This is a genomic window from Pseudonocardia sp. GCM10023141, from assembly GCF_042653605.1.
Map to the genome: position 1 here is coordinate 155,143 of NZ_JBHSIR010000006.1, position 14,898 is coordinate 170,040.

Below are 14,898 nucleotides of genomic sequence, written 5' to 3' on the forward strand. Positions count from 1 at the left end.
CTACGCACGCAGGATCAGCAGGTACTGGCCCCCACCCGATTCGACGTCGGCCGTGACCGACAGGTCCGGTGCCAGCCGGGAGAGCCGGTCCACCAGCCAGTCGGCCGCCGCCTCGGCGTCGTCGCGACCGGGGCAGCGGGCCATCACCTCACGCCCGCCCTTGCGCTCCAGCCGCTCGACGGTCGGGATGATCGGGGCCGGGTCCACCACGAACAGGTCCCTGCCCCACGCCACCACCGGCGTGGTCGCACCCTTGCCGGTGTTGCACGCGCGGTGGGCCAGCCGTTCGCGCGCGGGTGCGCCCTTGGACTTCGACCCCTTCGCCTTCGACGCCGTCATCCGCCGGTCGATGCTCGGCCCGCGCGCGTCGTTGACCGACTTGTCGCCGTCCACCGGCTCGTCGCAGAGCCAGCACCGCCAGCCGTCCTGCTCGCCCACCTCGTCCAGAGTCCGCACCGGAGCATCCTCGCAGGTACCGGATAGCGTGCCCCCCATGACCGACGAGCTGGTGCACCTCGACGTCGCCGCGGGCATCGCGACGATCACCCTGGACTCTCCCGCCAACCGCAACGCGCTCTCCGCGCAGCTGCGCCGGGAGCTGCTGGCGCACCTCGACACAGCCATCGCCGACGAGGCCGCGCGCGTGATCGTGCTGACCCACACCGGCACCGTCTTCTGCGCCGGCATGGACCTCAAGGAGTCGCGCGGGACCGACGCGAAGGCGCAGGGCGTCAACGAGGTGCCGGCGATCCTCGAGAAGATCTGGACCTCCCCGACGCCCGTGGTCGCCCGCCTGTCCGGCCCCGCCCGCGCCGGCGGTGTCGGCATCGTCGCCGCCTGCGACATCGCCGTGGCCGCCGACAGCGCCACGTTCGCGTTCAGCGAGGTCCGGATCGGCGTCATCCCCGCCGTCATCTCCGTGACCGTGCTCCCGCGCCTGACCGCCCGCGCCGCGCACGAGCTGTTCCTCACCGGCGAGACGTTCGACGCCGACCGGGCCGTCGAGATCGGCCTGATCAACAGCTCCGTGCCGGGGTTCGACATCGACACCGAGGTCGGCCGCTACGTCGAGATGCTCCGGCTGGGTGCGCCGCGCGCCCTCGCCGCGGCCAAGGAGATGCTGGGCCGCGAGCGTCCCACGTCGCTGAGCGAGCAGTTCGCCGAGATGCAGGAGCTGTCGGCCCCGTTCTTCGCAGGCGAGGAGGGCCAGGAGGGCATCCGGGCCTTCGCCGAGAAGCGCAAGCCGTACTGGGCGCAGTAGCGACCCCGGTCAGCGCCGCCCGCCGAACTCCCAGCGGTGCACCTCGATCTCGACGTAGTGCTGCGCCACCAGCACGGCGCGGGCCGCGTCCTGATCGCGGACACGGACCAGAAGAACTCCACGTGCCCGAGAACTCCACGTGCCCGATTCTGCGCTACGGAGCCGACCAGTTCGGGTCCCGCCCGGCCACACCGAGCGTCCGGACGAACGGGCTCGCGTCCTCGCCGACCTTCACCTCGGGTGCGATCCAGCCCGCCTCCCGGCCGGCGGGGGCCATCGAGGCGATGCCCTCGTAGGCCGCGGCGCCCAGGCCGTCGGGCACCTCGATGGGTTGCCCCGTGGCGATGGCGACGTCCCACGAGTGCACGACGAACTCGCCGGTCATCATCGACCCGACCGCCGCGGCCGGCATCGGCGCGCCACCGAACGTCGTGTCGCCCACCCACGCGTCCGGCTCGGCCCAGGCCCGGGCGGTCTGCTCGGCCTGCACGCTCGCGCGGTCCGCCCACTCCGACTCCGGTACGTCGCGCAGGAACGGGGCCCGGGGGTCGGTGCCCCAGTCGGCACCCCACTCGGTGCGGGTGGCGGCGCACTCCGCGAGCAGCAGGCCGAACGCGAGGTGGTTGACGACCTGCCCGACGGTGTACTCCGTGCAGGGCGACGGGTCGCCGTAGCGGGCCGGGTCGGCACCGCGGATCGTCGCCACGGCGAGGTCGATGCTCTGGCTCAGGTGGTCTGCGTGATCCATGCCGCAAGCCTGCCGCGGCGCCGGCGCCGGGTATTGGACGAACGCGACACGGCCCGCGAAAAAGCTAACCTGGAACCGTGACGCTGCTGGCAGAACCCCTGGAACAGGCCATCGACGTGCTGGCCGGGCGCCCGTTCGCCGCGCTCACCGGGGCCGGCCTGTCCACCGACTCCGGCATCCCCGACTACCGCGGCCCCGGTTCACCGCGGCGCACCCCGATGACGTACCAGGAGTTCGTCGGCGGCGAGGACGCGCAGCGCCGCTACTGGGCGCGCAGCTACGTCGGCTGGGGCCGGATGGCCTTCGCCGACCCCAACCAGGGCCATCGCGCCATCGCCGAGCTCGAACGCACCGGCGTGCTCAGCGGCCTCATCACCCAGAACGTCGACGGCCTGCACTCCGCGGCCGGCAGCCGCGCGGTGATCGACCTGCACGGCCGCATCGCCGACGTCGTCTGCCTCGGCTGCAGCCGCCGCGGCCCCCGCGTCGAGCTGCAGCAGCGGCTCGACGCGCTCAACCCCGGCTTCGCCGAGTCCGCGGGACCCGCGCTGACCGCCCCCGACGGCGACGCCGAGCTCGAGTCGGTGGCCGGTTTCCGGCTCGCCGCCTGCACCGGGTGCCGCGGCGTCCTCAAGCCCGACGTCGTGTTCTTCGGCGAGAACGTGCCGCGCGACCGCGTCGCCGCCGCCTACGCGATGGTCGACGCGGCCGGCGCGCTGCTGGTGGCCGGTTCCTCGCTCACGGTCATGTCCGGGCTGCGGTTCGTCCGGCACGCCCGCAAGCACGACATCCCGGTGGTCATCATCAACCGCGGCCCGACGCGCGGCGACGACCTGGCCACCGTCCGCATCGACGACGGCTGCTCCGAGGCGTTGCTGGCGTTGGCCGCCACCCTCTGACCCACCGCGCCGACGCAGTGGCCACCGCGCCGATGGCGCGACGTCGGCGCCGTGGCCAACTCGTTGGCGCCGTCGGCCGCTACTCGGCCGGGCCGGCGTCAGGGGGTCGGCACCGGGCGGTCCCGCCCGGCCAGCTCCCCGAGCCAGCGGGCCGCCGTCACGTCGTCGAACGGCGCGCTGCGGGACCGCACGCCCTCCAGCACCGCGGCGCACGACCGCAGCGCCTGCTCCACCACCGCGTCGGGGTACCCCAGCGCGACCTGGTGCTCGGCGAACTCGTCCTCGTCGTCGACCCAGACGCGGTCGGCGCGGTCACGGATCACGTCGAGGTCCAGGTCGATGCAGCGCACGACCTGGCCATCCCAGACGGGCGGGGTGGCGATGTCGACGTAGATCCGCGCCGGTGCCGCATCGACGTCGGCGTTGAACGAGGCCACGAAGCCGGTGTCGGGGACCAGCACGACATGGTCGTAGTCGGTGGTGAACACCGATCCCGGCCGGCTCAGCACGGTGCCCGCCACCGCCCCGAGCCAGCGGCCGTGCTGATCGTCGCCCAGGTGCACGGCGTCGTACTCCCAGTGCGCCCCGCCGCCCCACTTGCCGAACACGACCCGCACCGCCGACACGACAGTCAACCTACGCGATGATCACGGGGCGGTGAGGATGAGTCGCAGCGGGCGCTCGCCTGCGCCGGAGTCGGCCGCGGCGTCGGTGAGGATCTCCAGTATCGACGCGTGGCTGGGCGGATCGGCCCGCCGCAGCACGCCGTCGCCGCCCCAGACGAGCACGATGGCGCCGGCGGGCAACCAGGACAGGTCCCGGACGCAGTCCTCGAGCCCGTCCAGGTTCTGGCCGTAGTAGTCCGGGAACCGCAGCGCCCGACCGATCGCCGCCAGCGCCGCCGCCTTGCTGGTGACGGTGCCGACGACGCCGACGGTGGCCCCGCGGCGGCGCTGCGCCGCGGCCACCTGCGCCGCCCGCGTGGCCACTCTGGTGACGGTCACCGGCCGGTCGCCGTGACGTCGACCACCACGAACGACACGTAGTGGTCGCCCGTGTAGTAGACCTGCTGGTCCACCCCGCGGTCACCGCCGGTGATCAGGCGCCGGGCCCCGCGATCGGACTCGCCGGGCGTGGTCACGGTGTACTCGCGGTAGAAGCCGCTCGCCTTCGAGGGGAGCAACCGTTCCCGGTTGGCGAACGTGATGCCGTCGCGGTCGTAGCGCAGCTTCCCGCCCGCCACGATCTGGGCCCACACCTGCGCGGCCTCCTTCGGCAGCGCGCACAGCGGCTGCACCGGCAGCCGGGACGCCGCAGCTCCGGGCACGACGGACGCCTGCACCGCGCACTTCCCGGTGGCGGCGCTCGGCCCGGCCGCGGCGGTGGTGGCCGGCCGCGCCAGCAGGAGGAAGCCGGCCACGAGCACGACGAGGACACCGACGACCGCGATGCCGACACGGCGAGTCATGGGGATCGCGTCAGCCGTCTCGTCGCTGGGCGATCCGGGCGATCACGACGTCGACGACGCGGTCGACACCCGCGGCGACGCCCCAGCACAGCGGCAGCAGGATGACGGCAGCCAGCACGACCTGGAACGGGAACGCGAGCTGTGTCAGCCACAGCTCGACCGCGTCCCACCAGTCCGCCAGCGCCCGTACCACGGCTCACACAGTAGACCCGCCCGATCCGCACTAGATTCAGCCTCATGTTCGCCGTCTACGCCGCAGAGCCCAATGCCGACGCTCCGCTCGACTCGCTCACTGTGGGCGAACGACCCGAGCCCGAGACCCCCGACGGTTTCGTCGCCGTCCGCGTCAAGGCCGCCAGCCTCAACATGCACGACCTGTGGACGTTGCGCGGGGTCGGCATCAAACCCGAGCAGTTCCCGATGATCCTCGGGTGCGACGGTGCCGGCACCCTCGAGGACGGCTCCGACGTGGTGATCCACTCGGTCGTCAGCTCGCCGGGCTGGGACGGTGACGAGACGCTCGACCCGAAGCGCTCGCTGCTCACCGAGAAGCTGCAGGGCACGTTCGCCGACGTCGTCGTGGTGCCCAAGCGCAACGTCGTGCCGCGTCCGGCCGGGATGTCGGCCGCGCAGGCCGCGGTCATGGGCACCGCGTGGCTGACGGCCTACCGGATGCTGTTCGTGAAGTCCGGGCTGCGGCCGGGGCAGACGATGCTCGTGCAGGGTGCGTCCGGAGGGGTGTCCACGGCACTGGTCCAACTGGGTCGCGCGGCCGGGATGCGCGTCTGGGTGACGGGGCGCTCCGAGGAGAAGCGCGCGCTGGCCGAGAGGCTGGGTGCGCACGCGACCTATCCGTCCGGTGAGCGGCTGCCGGAGCGGGTCGACGGGGTCTTCGAGACCGTCGGCGACGCGACGTGGTCGCACTCGATGCGAGCCCTCAAACCGGGCGGTGTGATCGTTGTCTCCGGTGCGACGAGCGGTCCGAACCCGGGCGCCGATCTGCAGCGTCTCTTCTTCCTCCAGCTGCGCGTGGTGGGCGCCACCATGGGTACTCGTGACGAGCTCGTCGATCTCCTCTCCTTCGTCGCGAACAGCGGAATCGATCCGGAGATCGGGCTCGAGCTGCCCCTCACGGAGGCCGTCACGGGCTTCCGCGCGATGCTCGCCGGAGAGACCGCAGGCAAGATCGTCTTTACGCACTGAGACCGTCTGGCGCCGTCAAGCGGCCGTTCGTCTCCGATTTCTTCTAGCTGAGAGACCCTTATGCCGCTCTCAGGACGTACAGTCTGTGACCGTGTCTGAGCCAGCTAGTCGAATGGCGCCGGGAGCGGTCCACATCCCGGCGCCGCGAGTGACAGGTCTGGTCGAGCTGCTCGACCGGTTGGACCGCGCGGTGGCCACCGCGTTGTCGCCGGTCACCTCGGCGGAAGGGGTCAGCCGTGACGGCTGGCGAGTGCTGCTGATGCTCGCCAGAGGCGGCGGCCGAAGCATGGGAGAGATCGCCACGCACACCGCGATGCCGGCACCCACCGCAACCCGGGTGGTCGATCGGCTCGTGGCCGCACAGCTCGCGTTCCGCCGTACCGACCCGGTCGATCGGCGCCGCGTGCTCGTGCACCTCGCCACCGGCGGCCGAGCCGTCGTGGAGCGCGTCTGCGGACGCGTGGAGCGCCGAGCCAGCGACGCCATCGGCGCATCGCACACCCCCGAACGCGCCCAGTTGGCGCAATTGCTCGAAACGCTCGCCCTCAACTGCGCGCACTGAACCACTCCCCCGTCCCCCGCTGGCGGCTCCCCTGCCAGGTTCCCCGACCTGCAGCCGCCACCCGATCTCCGAGGTCCCGCCCGCGAGCCCGATGCGCTCGTGGGCGGCGTAGCTCGCCACCACAGCTCGTGCGCTTCGTGCAACGTGGTGCACATCGCGCAGCCCCCACACCCCTTCGGACACGCGCCCGAAGCCCGCAGCGGCCCACTGAGGGGCCGGCAACGCGGCATGCGACCCGTGGGGCCTACCGCCCCTGGGTCGGAACGGCCCCGACGACGTTCGCCGACGCCTTGCCGGCAGCGTCGAACGGGAACACCGCCACGAGGATCGCCGCAGCGGCGATCACCACCAGCCGCTTGAACAGGCTGCCCCTGGCGCACAGCCAGCCGGCCAGGAACGCCGCGCCCACCGGCACGACGATCGAGTAGAACCGGACCATCGCGGCGGCCTTGTCGGCCGTGCCGCCCGTGTAGGCGATGACCACTCCCGCCACCCCGATGGCCACCAGCCCGCCGAGCAGCAGCAGGAACCGGCCTCGCGAGCGGCCCACCACCACCCCGATGAGCAGCACGGCGGCCAGCACGATCGCGGCCACGCCGATGCCACCCGGGATCACCACGGCCCCATGCTGCCCCGGATCCCGGATCGGGGACAGCCGCCACGCGGTCGGTCGTGCGGGCCCTGTTCGGGCGGTGCCGGGCCGCGGGGCTCTGCTACGGCCGGTACCGCTCGGGGATCTCGAGCCCCGCCCGCTCGTCGTCCCAGGCCATCGCGCTCATCCGCCACCCGTCCGGCGTCGCGACGAACTGGGTGGAGATCACCCCGGCACCGTCGAAGTCGGCCCCGTTGCGGGTTCCCCGCTTGCCGTAGGTGCTCAACCGGTGCGCGACGTTGCCGAACACCTCGGTGATCCCGCTCCGTTCCCACTCCGCGAAGGCCGTGAGCTCCCCGGAGTCGACCATCCGCTGCCGGGAGTCGATGAACTCCCGCACCGAGGCGACCTGCGGCGTCCCCGTGGACGTCGTGATCAGCAGGCCGCCGGCCAGGAACAGCGCGCACACGGCCTCGTAGTCGGGCGCAGGGGCACCGTCGAAGCTCACCGAACCGAAGAACCGCTGCAGCAGTCCCTCGACGGCCTGGCCGGCCTGCACGACGTCATCGGTTCCCACGTCTCGACCGGCTACTTCTTGGCCTTCGCCGCGTCCACTTCGGCGTCGGTGGAGAGGGCAGCGACGAAGGCCTCCTGCGGCACCTCGACCCGTCCGATGGTCTTCATGCGCTTCTTGCCCTCCTTCTGCTTCTCGAGCAGCTTGCGCTTGCGCGTGATGTCGCCGCCGTAGCACTTGGCGAGCACGTCCTTGCGGATCGCGCTGATGTTCTCGCGCGCGATGATCCGCGAGCCGATGGCCGCCTGGATGGGCACCTCGAACTGCTGGCGCGGGATCAGCTTGCGCAGCTTCGACGTCATCGACGTGCCGTAGCCGTAGGCGTCGTCCTTGTGCCGGATGGCGGAGAACGCGTCGACGGCCTCGCCCTGCAGCATGATGTCGACCTTGACGAGGTCGGCCTCCTGCTCGCCTGCCTCCTCGTAGTCCAGCGAGGCGTAGCCGCGGGTGCGGGACTTCAACGCGTCGAAGAAGTCGAAGATGATCTCGGCGAGCGGCATCGTGTAGCGCAGCTCGACGCGGGTCTCGGACAGGTAGTCCATGCCGCCCAGCTGGCCGCGGCGGCTCTGGCACAGCTCCATGATCGCGCCGATGAACTCCGACGGCGCCAGCACCGAGACCTTGACGATCGGCTCGAAGATCTGCGCGACCTTGCCCGTCGGCCAGTCCGACGGGTTGGTGACCGTCATCTCGGTGCCGTCGTCCTTGACCACGCGGTAGACGACGTTGGGGGCGGTGGAGATGAGGTCGAGGCCTGCCTCGCGCTCGAGGCGGTCGCGGGTGATCTCCAGGTGCAGCAGGCCGAGGAAGCCGCAGCGGAAACCGAAGCCCAGCGCCGCCGACGTCTCCGGCTCGTAGGTGAGCGCGGCATCGTTGAGCTGCAGCTTGTCGAGCGCCTCGCGCAGCTCCGGGTACTCGGAGCCGTCGACGGGGTAGAGCCCGGAGTAGACCATCGGGCGCGGCTCGCGATAGCCCGTGAGCGGCTCGGTGGCGCCGTGGCGCAGGCTGGTGACGGTGTCGCCCACCTTCGAGAGGCGCACGTCCTTCACACCGGTGATCAGGTAGCCCACCTCGCCCACGCCCAGGCCGACCGAGGGCTTGGGCTCCGGCGAGACGATCCCGACCTCGAGCAGCTCGTGGGTGGTGCCGGTGGACATCATCTTGATGCGCTCGCGCGGCGTGATCTTGCCGTCGACGACGCGGATGTAGGTGATGACGCCGCGGTAGGTGTCGTAGACCGAGTCGAAGATCATCGCGCGGGCCGGGGCGTCGGCGTCACCGACGGGCGCCGGCACCTGGCGCACGACCTCGTCGAGGACGTGCGGGACCCCGAACCCGGTCTTGGCGCTGACGCGCAGCACCTCGTCGGCGTGGCAGCCGACGATGTGGGCGATCTCGGCGGCGTAGCGGTCCGGGTCGGCGGCAGGCAGGTCGATCTTGTTGAGGACCGGGATGATCGTGAGGTCCTTCTCCATCGCCAGGTAGAGGTTGGCCAGCGTCTGCGCCTCGATCCCCTGCGCGGCGTCGACCAGCAGGATCGCGCCCTCGCACGCCTCGAGCGCCCGGCTGACCTCGTAGGTGAAGTCGACGTGACCGGGGGTGTCGATCATGTGCAGGACGTGCTCGGCACCGCGCACCTTCCACGGCAGCCGCACGTTCTGGGCCTTGATCGTGATGCCGCGCTCACGCTCGATGTCCATGCGGTCGAGGTACTGCGCGCGCATGAGGCGCTCGTCGACGACGCCGGTGATCTGCAGCATGCGGTCGGCCAGCGTGGACTTGCCGTGGTCGATGTGGGCGATGATGCAGAAGTTCCGGATCATCTCCGGCTTCGTGAACGTCTGGTCGGCGAACGAGCTCACTCAGGGATCCATTCAGGTGCGGTGGCCCTCATCGTCCCATGCCACCGACCGGCGAGGTGCAGGCCACAGGGTGGCCGCTCCCACCGTCGAGTGCTAGCAGTTTTCACGTCTGCAAAAAAGTGATATCGTCGCGATAGCCGGGCGGTGATGCCGGCGACCATCACGGGGGAGACCACCATGACCACCACGAACGACGCGGCCGCCCTCGGCGTCCGCATGCCCGACCCCGCAGTGCGGGAGCGCACGGCGGTGGGGACCAACGGGTTCCTCGCCCTGCTCGGGGGACTCGTCCTGCTCATCGGCGGGATCGTGCTGGCGATCTCCGCGGGCGACACCACGCCGTGGCTGACGGTCGTGGGGGTGATCGTCGCGATCGCGGGCTTCATCCTGCTGCGCGGCCTGATCACGATCGCCCCCGGCGAGGCCAAGGTGCTGCAGTTCTTCGGCCGCTACGACGGCACCGTGCGCACCGCTGGCCTGCGCTGGATCAACCCGTTCACCAGTCGCAGCAAGGTGTCCACGAGGATCCGCAACCACGAGAGCGACGTGCTGAAGGTCAACGACTTCGACGGCAACCCGATCGAGATCGCCGCGGTGGTCGTCTGGCAGGTCGAGGACACGGCGCGGGCGGTGTTCGAGGTGGACTCCTTCGTCGCCTTCGTGCACACCCAGACCGAGACGGCGATCCGCCACATCGCCACCAGCTACCCCTACGACGACCACACCGACGGCCAGATGTCCTTGCGCGGCAACGCCGATGAGATCACCGAGAAGCTCTCGGCGGAGATCGCGGTCCGCGTGCAGGCGGCGGGTGTCAAGATCGTCGAGTCGCGGCTGACGCACCTGGCGTACTCGCCGGAGATCGCCGGCGCGATGCTGCAGCGCCAGCAGGCGGGCGCGGTGATCGCCGCGCGGAGCCGGATCGTCGAGGGCGCCGTCGGCATGGTGGAGATGGCGCTGGCGAAGCTGTCGGAGCGCGAGATCGTCGAGCTCGACGAGGAGCGCAAGGCCGCGATGGTCAGCAACCTGCTCGTCGTGCTGTGCAGCGACCGGGCGACGCAGCCCGTCGTCAACACCGGCTCGCTCTACCACTGAGCGGGTGGCGGAACGGAAGGGATTCCTGCTCCGGCTCGATCCCGCCGTACATGACGCGCTGGCGCGCTGGGCGGCCGACGAGCTGCGCAGCACCAACGCCCAGATCGACTACCTGCTGCGCAGCGCGTTGACGGAGGCGGGCCGGCTGCCCAAGGACGCGAAGGGCACCCGGCCGCGGGGGCGGCCGCGCAACGACGAGACCGGCTCGGACGGTGCGGCTGCGGGGGGTTCGTGACGGCCGGCGGGGACCTATCGGGAGCGCACCCGACGCGCCCGCCCACCCCGTTGCAGGAAAGTCCGTCATGGCCTTCGGTCGCCATGAAAGAGGAGAACCGGGACGTCGGCTGCGGATGGGGGGCGTGCCCCGCTCTACTACGCCCTCGCCGGGCCGGCAGATCAACAGGAGGGGGTTGCGCCCTCCCGGCGCGGACGAGCGCGGATCATGCTCGCCGAGGCGCACAGGAGGGCCCGGCGTGGGGCGCTGCGGTGCGGCTGGGGTGATCAACGCCCACTGGTTCGGTGTTGACCATGACCCAGTAGGCGTTGATCTTCGCGCCGGTGGTCGAGCGCGCACTGGCTCATGATCGAACCGGAACCGGTGGGCGTTGATCACTCGCCCGGCGCGGCGGGCTCTCGCAACGGGGCCGGCGCGGGGGTGTCGGGTGCGGTTCCCGGTAGGTCCCGCTGGTAGGCCCCCTTCGGATGGGGATTCTCCGGACAGCCACTTTCCTGCAACCCGAGAGCCTGCCGCGCCGGTCGAGTGATCGGGGCCGCCTCAGGCCAACCGCGTCATCGACACCGTGACATCCAGCGCCGCGGCCGTGCCCCCGGAGAAGATGCCCTTGAGCGGCGGGACGTCGGAGTAGTCCCGCCCCACCGCCACCCAGACGTGCCGATGCCCGATCTCGATGTCGTTGGTCGGGTCGAAGCCCCACCACCCGCCCGTCCAGGCCTCGATCCAGGCGTGGCTCTCGCCGCGGACCGTCTGGCGGATCTCGGTCTCGGCCCGCGGCAGCAGGTAGCCCGAGACGTAGCGCGCCGGGATCCCCATCTCCCGCAGGAGCAGCAGCGTCAGGTGGGCGTAGTCCTGGCAGACCCCGGTGCCGGTCTGCCAGGCCTCCACCGCCGAGGTGTGCACGCCCGTCGTCCCGGGCTGGTAGGCGAGGTGCTCGTGCACCCAGCCGCAGGCCGCGAGCACCGCGTCGGCGGGATCGGAGCCCTTGCGCAACGTCCGCGCCGTGCGTGCGAGGTCGCGGTCGCGCCCGACGTAGGGCGTGAACTCCAGCATCTCGGTGTAGCGGTCCTGGACGGGATCGCTCGCCAGCTCGTCCCAGGTGGCCGAGCGGGCCGGGGCGAGCGCGTCGGCCGTCTCGACGACCGACGTGGCGGTGACGGCCAGCTCGGTGTGCGAGGCGTGCAGGTCGAACGCGGTGACGGCGGTGCCCCAGTAGTCGGTGTAGCGGTAGGAGCGTGTGGGCGGGGTGGTCTCCAACCTGCTCACGATGAGGTTCTGCCGGTTGTCGCTGCGCGGGGTGAGCCGCGCCTCGTTGTAGGACTCGTGCACCGGTGCCTCGTAGCGGTAGCCGGTCTCGTGCACGACCCTGATGCGCCAGCCCATTTACCCGACCTCCGGTGCGGACCACGCGACCCACTGCGCGGCGTGGAAGTACTGCTGCGACACGGCCTCGCCGACGTCGCGGATGCAGCCCTGCAGTCCCAGCAGCTGTGTCGGCAGGTCGTCGAGCAGCTCCTCCGGTCGCAGGAACTCCAGCTCGCTGCGGGCCCGGCCGAGCAGTCGCAGTGCCTCGCCCTTCGCGCCGATGCGGGCGGTGGGGCGGTTGTCGAGCTCGGTGAGGCAGACCTCGGCCTGGCGCAGCGCGTGGAACACCGAGCGCGGGAACAGCCGGTCCATCAGCAGGAACTGCACCACCCGGCCCGCGTCCAGCGCGCCGCGGTAGGTGCGCAGGTAGGTGTCGGCAGCGCCGGCGCTGCGCAGCACGGTCAACCAGCCCGGCGACGACATCCGGTCCGAGACGCGCGAGAGCAGCAGCCGCACCACCATGTCGACGCGCTCGACGGAACGGCCCAGCAGGTAGTACCGCCACGTGTCGTCGCGGCTCATGGTGGATGCGGCCAGGCCGGAGAACATGGCCGCGCGATCCTCCACATAGGAGAAGAACGCGTGCGGGCCCACCCACCGGGCGTACTGCTGGCGTTCGGGCAGCGCGTTCCAGGTGGCGTTGAGGCACTCCCACATCTCCGCCGAGACCACCTCGCGCGCCCCGCGCGCGTTCTCCCGCGCGCTCGACACCGACGAGACGATCGACCCGGCCTGATCGGGCGAGTACCCGGCGAGCTCCGTCAGCCCCCAGGCGTCGAGCGTGTCCCCGTCGGGCGCATCGACGCCGAGCACGCCCAGCAGGGTGCGGGCGGCCATGTCGGCGTCGACGGTGGCGTCCTCGAGCAGCTGGTGCACGGAGACGTCGAGGATGCGTGCGGTGTCGTCGGCCCGCTCGACGTAGCGCCCGATCCAGTACAGCGATTCCGCGTTGCGTGCGAGCACTACGCCTCCCCCTCCTGCTGTTGTTGCTGTTGTTGTTGCTGCTGGCCCATCGTGAGCTCGGGGCCGTGCTCGGCGGCTGGCGAGCTGGCCGGGGCGATGCTCGCGAGCCCGCCCTGCCCCAGCTCCCGTTCGGACTCGGCCGACTTGCCGGCCGCCAGCACCCAGGTGTCCTTGCTGCCGCCGCCCTGGCTGGAGTTGACGACCAGGCTCCCCTTCGGGAGCGCGACCCGGGTGAGACCACCGGGGAGCACGAACACGTCCTCGCCGTCGTTGACGGCGAACGGGCGCAGGTCGACGTGGCGCGGGACGAGCCGGTCGTCGACCTTCGTGGGCACCGTCGAGAGCTGCACGACCGGCTGCGCGATCCAGGCGCGCGGGTCGTCGCGGATCGCCTTGCGCTGGGCGGCGAGCTGGCGGGCGGTGGCGTCGGGTCCGAACAGGATCCCGTAACCGCCGGAGCCCTCGACCGGCTTGATCACCAGCTCGTCGAGGTGGTCGAGGACGTGCCCACGCTCGTCGTCGAGCCAGCAGCGGAACGTGTCGACGTTGGGCAGCAGCGGCTTCTCGTTGAGGTAGTAGCCGATCATCTGCGGCACGTAGGTGTAGACGAGCTTGTCGTCGCCGACCCCGTTGCCGACCGCGTTGGCGATCACCACGGTGCCGGCGCGGGCGGCGTTGAGCACGCCCGCGATGCCGAGCACCGAGTCGGGGTTGAACTGCAGCGGGTCGAGGAACTCGTCGTCGATGCGGCGGTAGATCACGTCGACGGGCTGCTCGCCCTCGGTGGTGCGCATGTAGACGGAGTTGTCGCGGCAGAACAGGTCCCGGCCCTCGACGAGCTCCACGCCCATCTGGCGGGCCAGCAGCGAGTGCTCGAAGTAGGCGGAGTTGAAGACGCCGGGGGTCAGGACGACCACGGTCGGATCGGCGACGTTGGCCGACGCGGCCGACCGCAGCGCCCGCAACAGGTGCGTGGAGTAGTCGCCGACCGCGCGGACCCGCTGGCGGGTGAACAGGTCGGGGAACACCCGGGCCATCGTCCGGCGGTTCTCCATCACGTACGACACGCCCGACGGGTTGCGCAGGTTGTCCTCGAGCACCCGGAAGATGCCCTCCTCGTCGCGGACGAGGTCGATGCCGGCGACGTGGATGCGCACGCCGTTGGGCGGGTTGAGCGCGTTGGCGGCCCGGTGGAAGTGCTGGCAGCTCGTGATCAGCCGGCGCGGCAGCAGCCCGTCGCGGACGATCTCGCCGTCGCCGTAGATGTCGGCGAGGAACGCCTCCAGCGCCCGCACCCGCTGCACGATGCCCTTGCGCAGCTTGCTCCACTCCCCCGCCGAGATCACCCGCGGGACGATGTCGAGCGGGAACGGGCGCTCCTGGCCCGACAGCGAGAACGTGATGCCCTGATCGACGTAGGCACGGTCGAGCGCGTCGGAGCGCACCGCCAGGTCGGCCGCCGCGGTCGGCGCGATGGCATCGTGCAGCGCGCGGTAGGGCGTGCGAATGGTGCCGTCGGCGGCGAACATCTCGTCGTAGGCGTCGGCGTGCGGCCGGTCGGGCTCGTGGTAGCCGTCGAACAGCGCGGAGTCGGGGCCGTCCTCGGATTCGAGTGCTGATCGCTGCTGCTGCTCCGCCCGCCGCTGCTGGGCGGAGCGCTCCTGCGCCGACCGCTGTTGCACCGCTCGTGCCACCAGGCCTCCTCACACGTCCGTGGCGGGGCGCCCGCAACGCTGCGGACGGGGCCTGCCGGATGGTCATCCTGACCCAACGGCGCGACGTTCGACCAGGGCTGCGGCGATACGGGCGTGTTACGTGATCATTCGCAGGGCGGCGCGGGGGCTCCGATCGGCGGGCGCGGCTCGGAACAGCCGCGTAGGCCTTCGGCCCAACGCATGACGACGAAAGGTAGCGGTTCGACTACAACCAGTTGGATCTTCCCTCGACGTCGTCACCCGGGCTCCTCCGCCGGGTCATCCCATGCCACGATGACCTCGATCGCGCAGCGGACCATGGTCGTCGGGGGCCACCGACGCTGCCGTGCCGGACCCGGAGGCCTGGCACCGCCACC

Annotated in this window: 18 protein-coding genes; 6 read left to right on the forward strand and 12 right to left on the reverse strand. The window is 71.4% G+C overall.

Annotated features, from left to right (window positions below):
* Positions 1 to 456, reverse strand: coding sequence for a hypothetical protein (locus ACFPFQ_RS01730; protein WP_379613969.1), 456 nt, complete (start codon positions 454 to 456; stop codon positions 1 to 3).
* A gap of 37 nt (positions 457 to 493) precedes the next feature.
* Between ACFPFQ_RS01730 and ACFPFQ_RS01735 the strand changes: the two genes are divergently transcribed.
* Positions 494 to 1,261, forward strand: a complete 768-nt coding sequence (locus ACFPFQ_RS01735) for an enoyl-CoA hydratase-related protein (protein WP_379613971.1) — start codon at positions 494 to 496, stop codon at positions 1,259 to 1,261.
* 154 nt (positions 1,262 to 1,415) lie between these two features.
* Here ACFPFQ_RS01735 and ACFPFQ_RS01740 read toward each other — a convergent pair whose 3' ends face one another.
* Entirely contained in the window at positions 1,416 to 2,009 is a 594-nt protein-coding gene (locus tag ACFPFQ_RS01740) for a TIGR03086 family metal-binding protein (protein ID WP_379613973.1), read from the reverse strand.
* A gap of 77 nt (positions 2,010 to 2,086) precedes the next feature.
* On the opposite strand from ACFPFQ_RS01740, the gene ACFPFQ_RS01745 reads away from it, so the two are divergent.
* Positions 2,087 to 2,908, forward strand: a complete 822-nt coding sequence (locus ACFPFQ_RS01745; RefSeq protein WP_379613975.1) for an NAD-dependent protein deacetylase — start codon at positions 2,087 to 2,089, stop codon at positions 2,906 to 2,908.
* A gap of 98 nt (positions 2,909 to 3,006) precedes the next feature.
* On the opposite strand, the gene ACFPFQ_RS01750 is transcribed toward ACFPFQ_RS01745, so the two are convergent.
* The 4 genes from ACFPFQ_RS01750 to ACFPFQ_RS01765 are packed head-to-tail and all read right to left on the reverse strand — an operon-like array spanning position 3,007 to position 4,569.
* Positions 3,007 to 3,534 carry a DUF402 domain-containing protein gene (locus tag ACFPFQ_RS01750; RefSeq protein WP_379614325.1) on the reverse strand — a complete coding sequence of 176 codons (528 nt, stop codon included), beginning with the start codon at positions 3,532 to 3,534 and terminating at the stop codon, positions 3,007 to 3,009.
* 21 nt (positions 3,535 to 3,555) lie between these two features.
* Positions 3,556 to 3,912 carry a barstar family protein gene (locus tag ACFPFQ_RS01755; RefSeq protein ID WP_379613977.1) on the reverse strand — a complete coding sequence of 119 codons (357 nt, stop codon included), beginning with the start codon at positions 3,910 to 3,912 and terminating at the stop codon, positions 3,556 to 3,558.
* Positions 3,909 to 4,376, reverse strand: a complete 468-nt coding sequence (locus tag ACFPFQ_RS01760; protein WP_379613979.1) for a ribonuclease domain-containing protein — start codon at positions 4,374 to 4,376, stop codon at positions 3,909 to 3,911. The genes ACFPFQ_RS01755 and ACFPFQ_RS01760 overlap by 4 nt, the downstream gene beginning before the upstream one ends.
* A gap of 10 nt (positions 4,377 to 4,386) precedes the next feature.
* Positions 4,387 to 4,569, reverse strand: coding sequence for a hypothetical protein (locus ACFPFQ_RS01765; protein WP_379613981.1), 183 nt, complete (start codon positions 4,567 to 4,569; stop codon positions 4,387 to 4,389).
* 44 nt (positions 4,570 to 4,613) lie between these two features.
* Here ACFPFQ_RS01765 and ACFPFQ_RS01770 point away from each other — a divergent pair, with 44 nt between their 5' ends.
* Positions 4,614 to 5,579 carry a zinc-binding dehydrogenase gene (locus tag ACFPFQ_RS01770; protein WP_379613983.1) on the forward strand — a complete coding sequence of 322 codons (966 nt, stop codon included), beginning with the start codon at positions 4,614 to 4,616 and terminating at the stop codon, positions 5,577 to 5,579.
* Between the two features lie 190 nt (positions 5,580 to 5,769).
* The gene (locus ACFPFQ_RS01775; protein ID WP_379613985.1) at positions 5,770 to 6,141 is read left to right on the forward strand and encodes a MarR family winged helix-turn-helix transcriptional regulator; all 372 of its coding nucleotides are present in this window, start codon (positions 5,770 to 5,772) and stop codon (positions 6,139 to 6,141) included.
* A 244-nt stretch (positions 6,142 to 6,385) separates the two neighbouring features.
* On the opposite strand, the gene ACFPFQ_RS01780 is transcribed toward ACFPFQ_RS01775, so the two are convergent.
* The 3 genes from ACFPFQ_RS01780 to lepA form a co-directional block, all read right to left on the reverse strand.
* Positions 6,386 to 6,760, reverse strand: coding sequence for a hypothetical protein (locus tag ACFPFQ_RS01780; RefSeq protein ID WP_379613987.1), 375 nt, complete (start codon positions 6,758 to 6,760; stop codon positions 6,386 to 6,388).
* A gap of 94 nt (positions 6,761 to 6,854) precedes the next feature.
* Positions 6,855 to 7,310, reverse strand: a complete 456-nt coding sequence (locus tag ACFPFQ_RS01785; RefSeq protein ID WP_379613989.1) for a hypothetical protein — start codon at positions 7,308 to 7,310, stop codon at positions 6,855 to 6,857.
* 11 nt (positions 7,311 to 7,321) lie between these two features.
* The gene (gene lepA, locus ACFPFQ_RS01790; RefSeq protein WP_379613991.1) at positions 7,322 to 9,169 is read right to left on the reverse strand and encodes a translation elongation factor 4; all 1,848 of its coding nucleotides are present in this window, start codon (positions 9,167 to 9,169) and stop codon (positions 7,322 to 7,324) included.
* Between the two features lie 177 nt (positions 9,170 to 9,346).
* Here lepA and ACFPFQ_RS01795 point away from each other — a divergent pair, with 177 nt between their 5' ends.
* Entirely contained in the window at positions 9,347 to 10,264 is a 918-nt protein-coding gene (locus tag ACFPFQ_RS01795) for an SPFH domain-containing protein (RefSeq protein ID WP_379613993.1), read from the forward strand.
* Between the two features lie 4 nt (positions 10,265 to 10,268).
* Positions 10,269 to 10,499, forward strand: coding sequence for a hypothetical protein (locus tag ACFPFQ_RS01800; protein ID WP_379613995.1), 231 nt, complete (start codon positions 10,269 to 10,271; stop codon positions 10,497 to 10,499).
* Positions 10,500 to 11,039: 540 nt separating this feature from the next.
* On the opposite strand, the gene ACFPFQ_RS01805 is transcribed toward ACFPFQ_RS01800, so the two are convergent.
* The 3 genes from ACFPFQ_RS01805 to ACFPFQ_RS01815 are packed head-to-tail and all read right to left on the reverse strand — an operon-like array spanning position 11,040 to position 14,410.
* Positions 11,040 to 11,882 (reverse strand): transglutaminase family protein, encoded by an 843-nt coding sequence (locus ACFPFQ_RS01805; protein ID WP_379613997.1) that lies wholly within the window; start codon positions 11,880 to 11,882, stop codon positions 11,040 to 11,042.
* Positions 11,883 to 12,827: an alpha-E domain-containing protein gene (locus tag ACFPFQ_RS01810; protein ID WP_379613999.1), complete on the reverse strand. Its 945-nt coding sequence runs from the start codon at positions 12,825 to 12,827 to the stop codon at positions 11,883 to 11,885.
* A complete protein-coding gene (locus ACFPFQ_RS01815; RefSeq protein ID WP_379614327.1) occupies positions 12,827 to 14,410 on the reverse strand; it encodes a circularly permuted type 2 ATP-grasp protein in 1,584 nt (527 codons plus the stop codon). Before ACFPFQ_RS01815 ends, ACFPFQ_RS01810 begins: the two co-directional genes overlap by 1 nt.
* Positions 14,411 to 14,898: the final 488 nt, after the last annotated feature.

Excerpts from the sequence above, each read along its gene's own strand:
- ACFPFQ_RS01735 (WP_379613971.1), top strand. The coding sequence starts at position 494 with ATGACCGACGAGCTGGTGCACCTCGACGTCGCCGCGGGCATCGCGACG.
- ACFPFQ_RS01740 (WP_379613973.1), bottom strand. The coding sequence starts at position 2,009 with ATGGATCACGCAGACCACCTGAGCCAGAGCATCGACCTCGCCGTGGCG.
- ACFPFQ_RS01760 (WP_379613979.1), bottom strand. The coding sequence starts at position 4,376 with ATGACTCGCCGTGTCGGCATCGCGGTCGTCGGTGTCCTCGTCGTGCTC.
- ACFPFQ_RS01770 (WP_379613983.1), top strand. The coding sequence starts at position 4,614 with ATGTTCGCCGTCTACGCCGCAGAGCCCAATGCCGACGCTCCGCTCGAC.
- ACFPFQ_RS01795 (WP_379613993.1), top strand. The coding sequence starts at position 9,347 with ATGACCACCACGAACGACGCGGCCGCCCTCGGCGTCCGCATGCCCGAC.
- ACFPFQ_RS01805 (WP_379613997.1), bottom strand. The coding sequence starts at position 11,882 with ATGGGCTGGCGCATCAGGGTCGTGCACGAGACCGGCTACCGCTACGAG.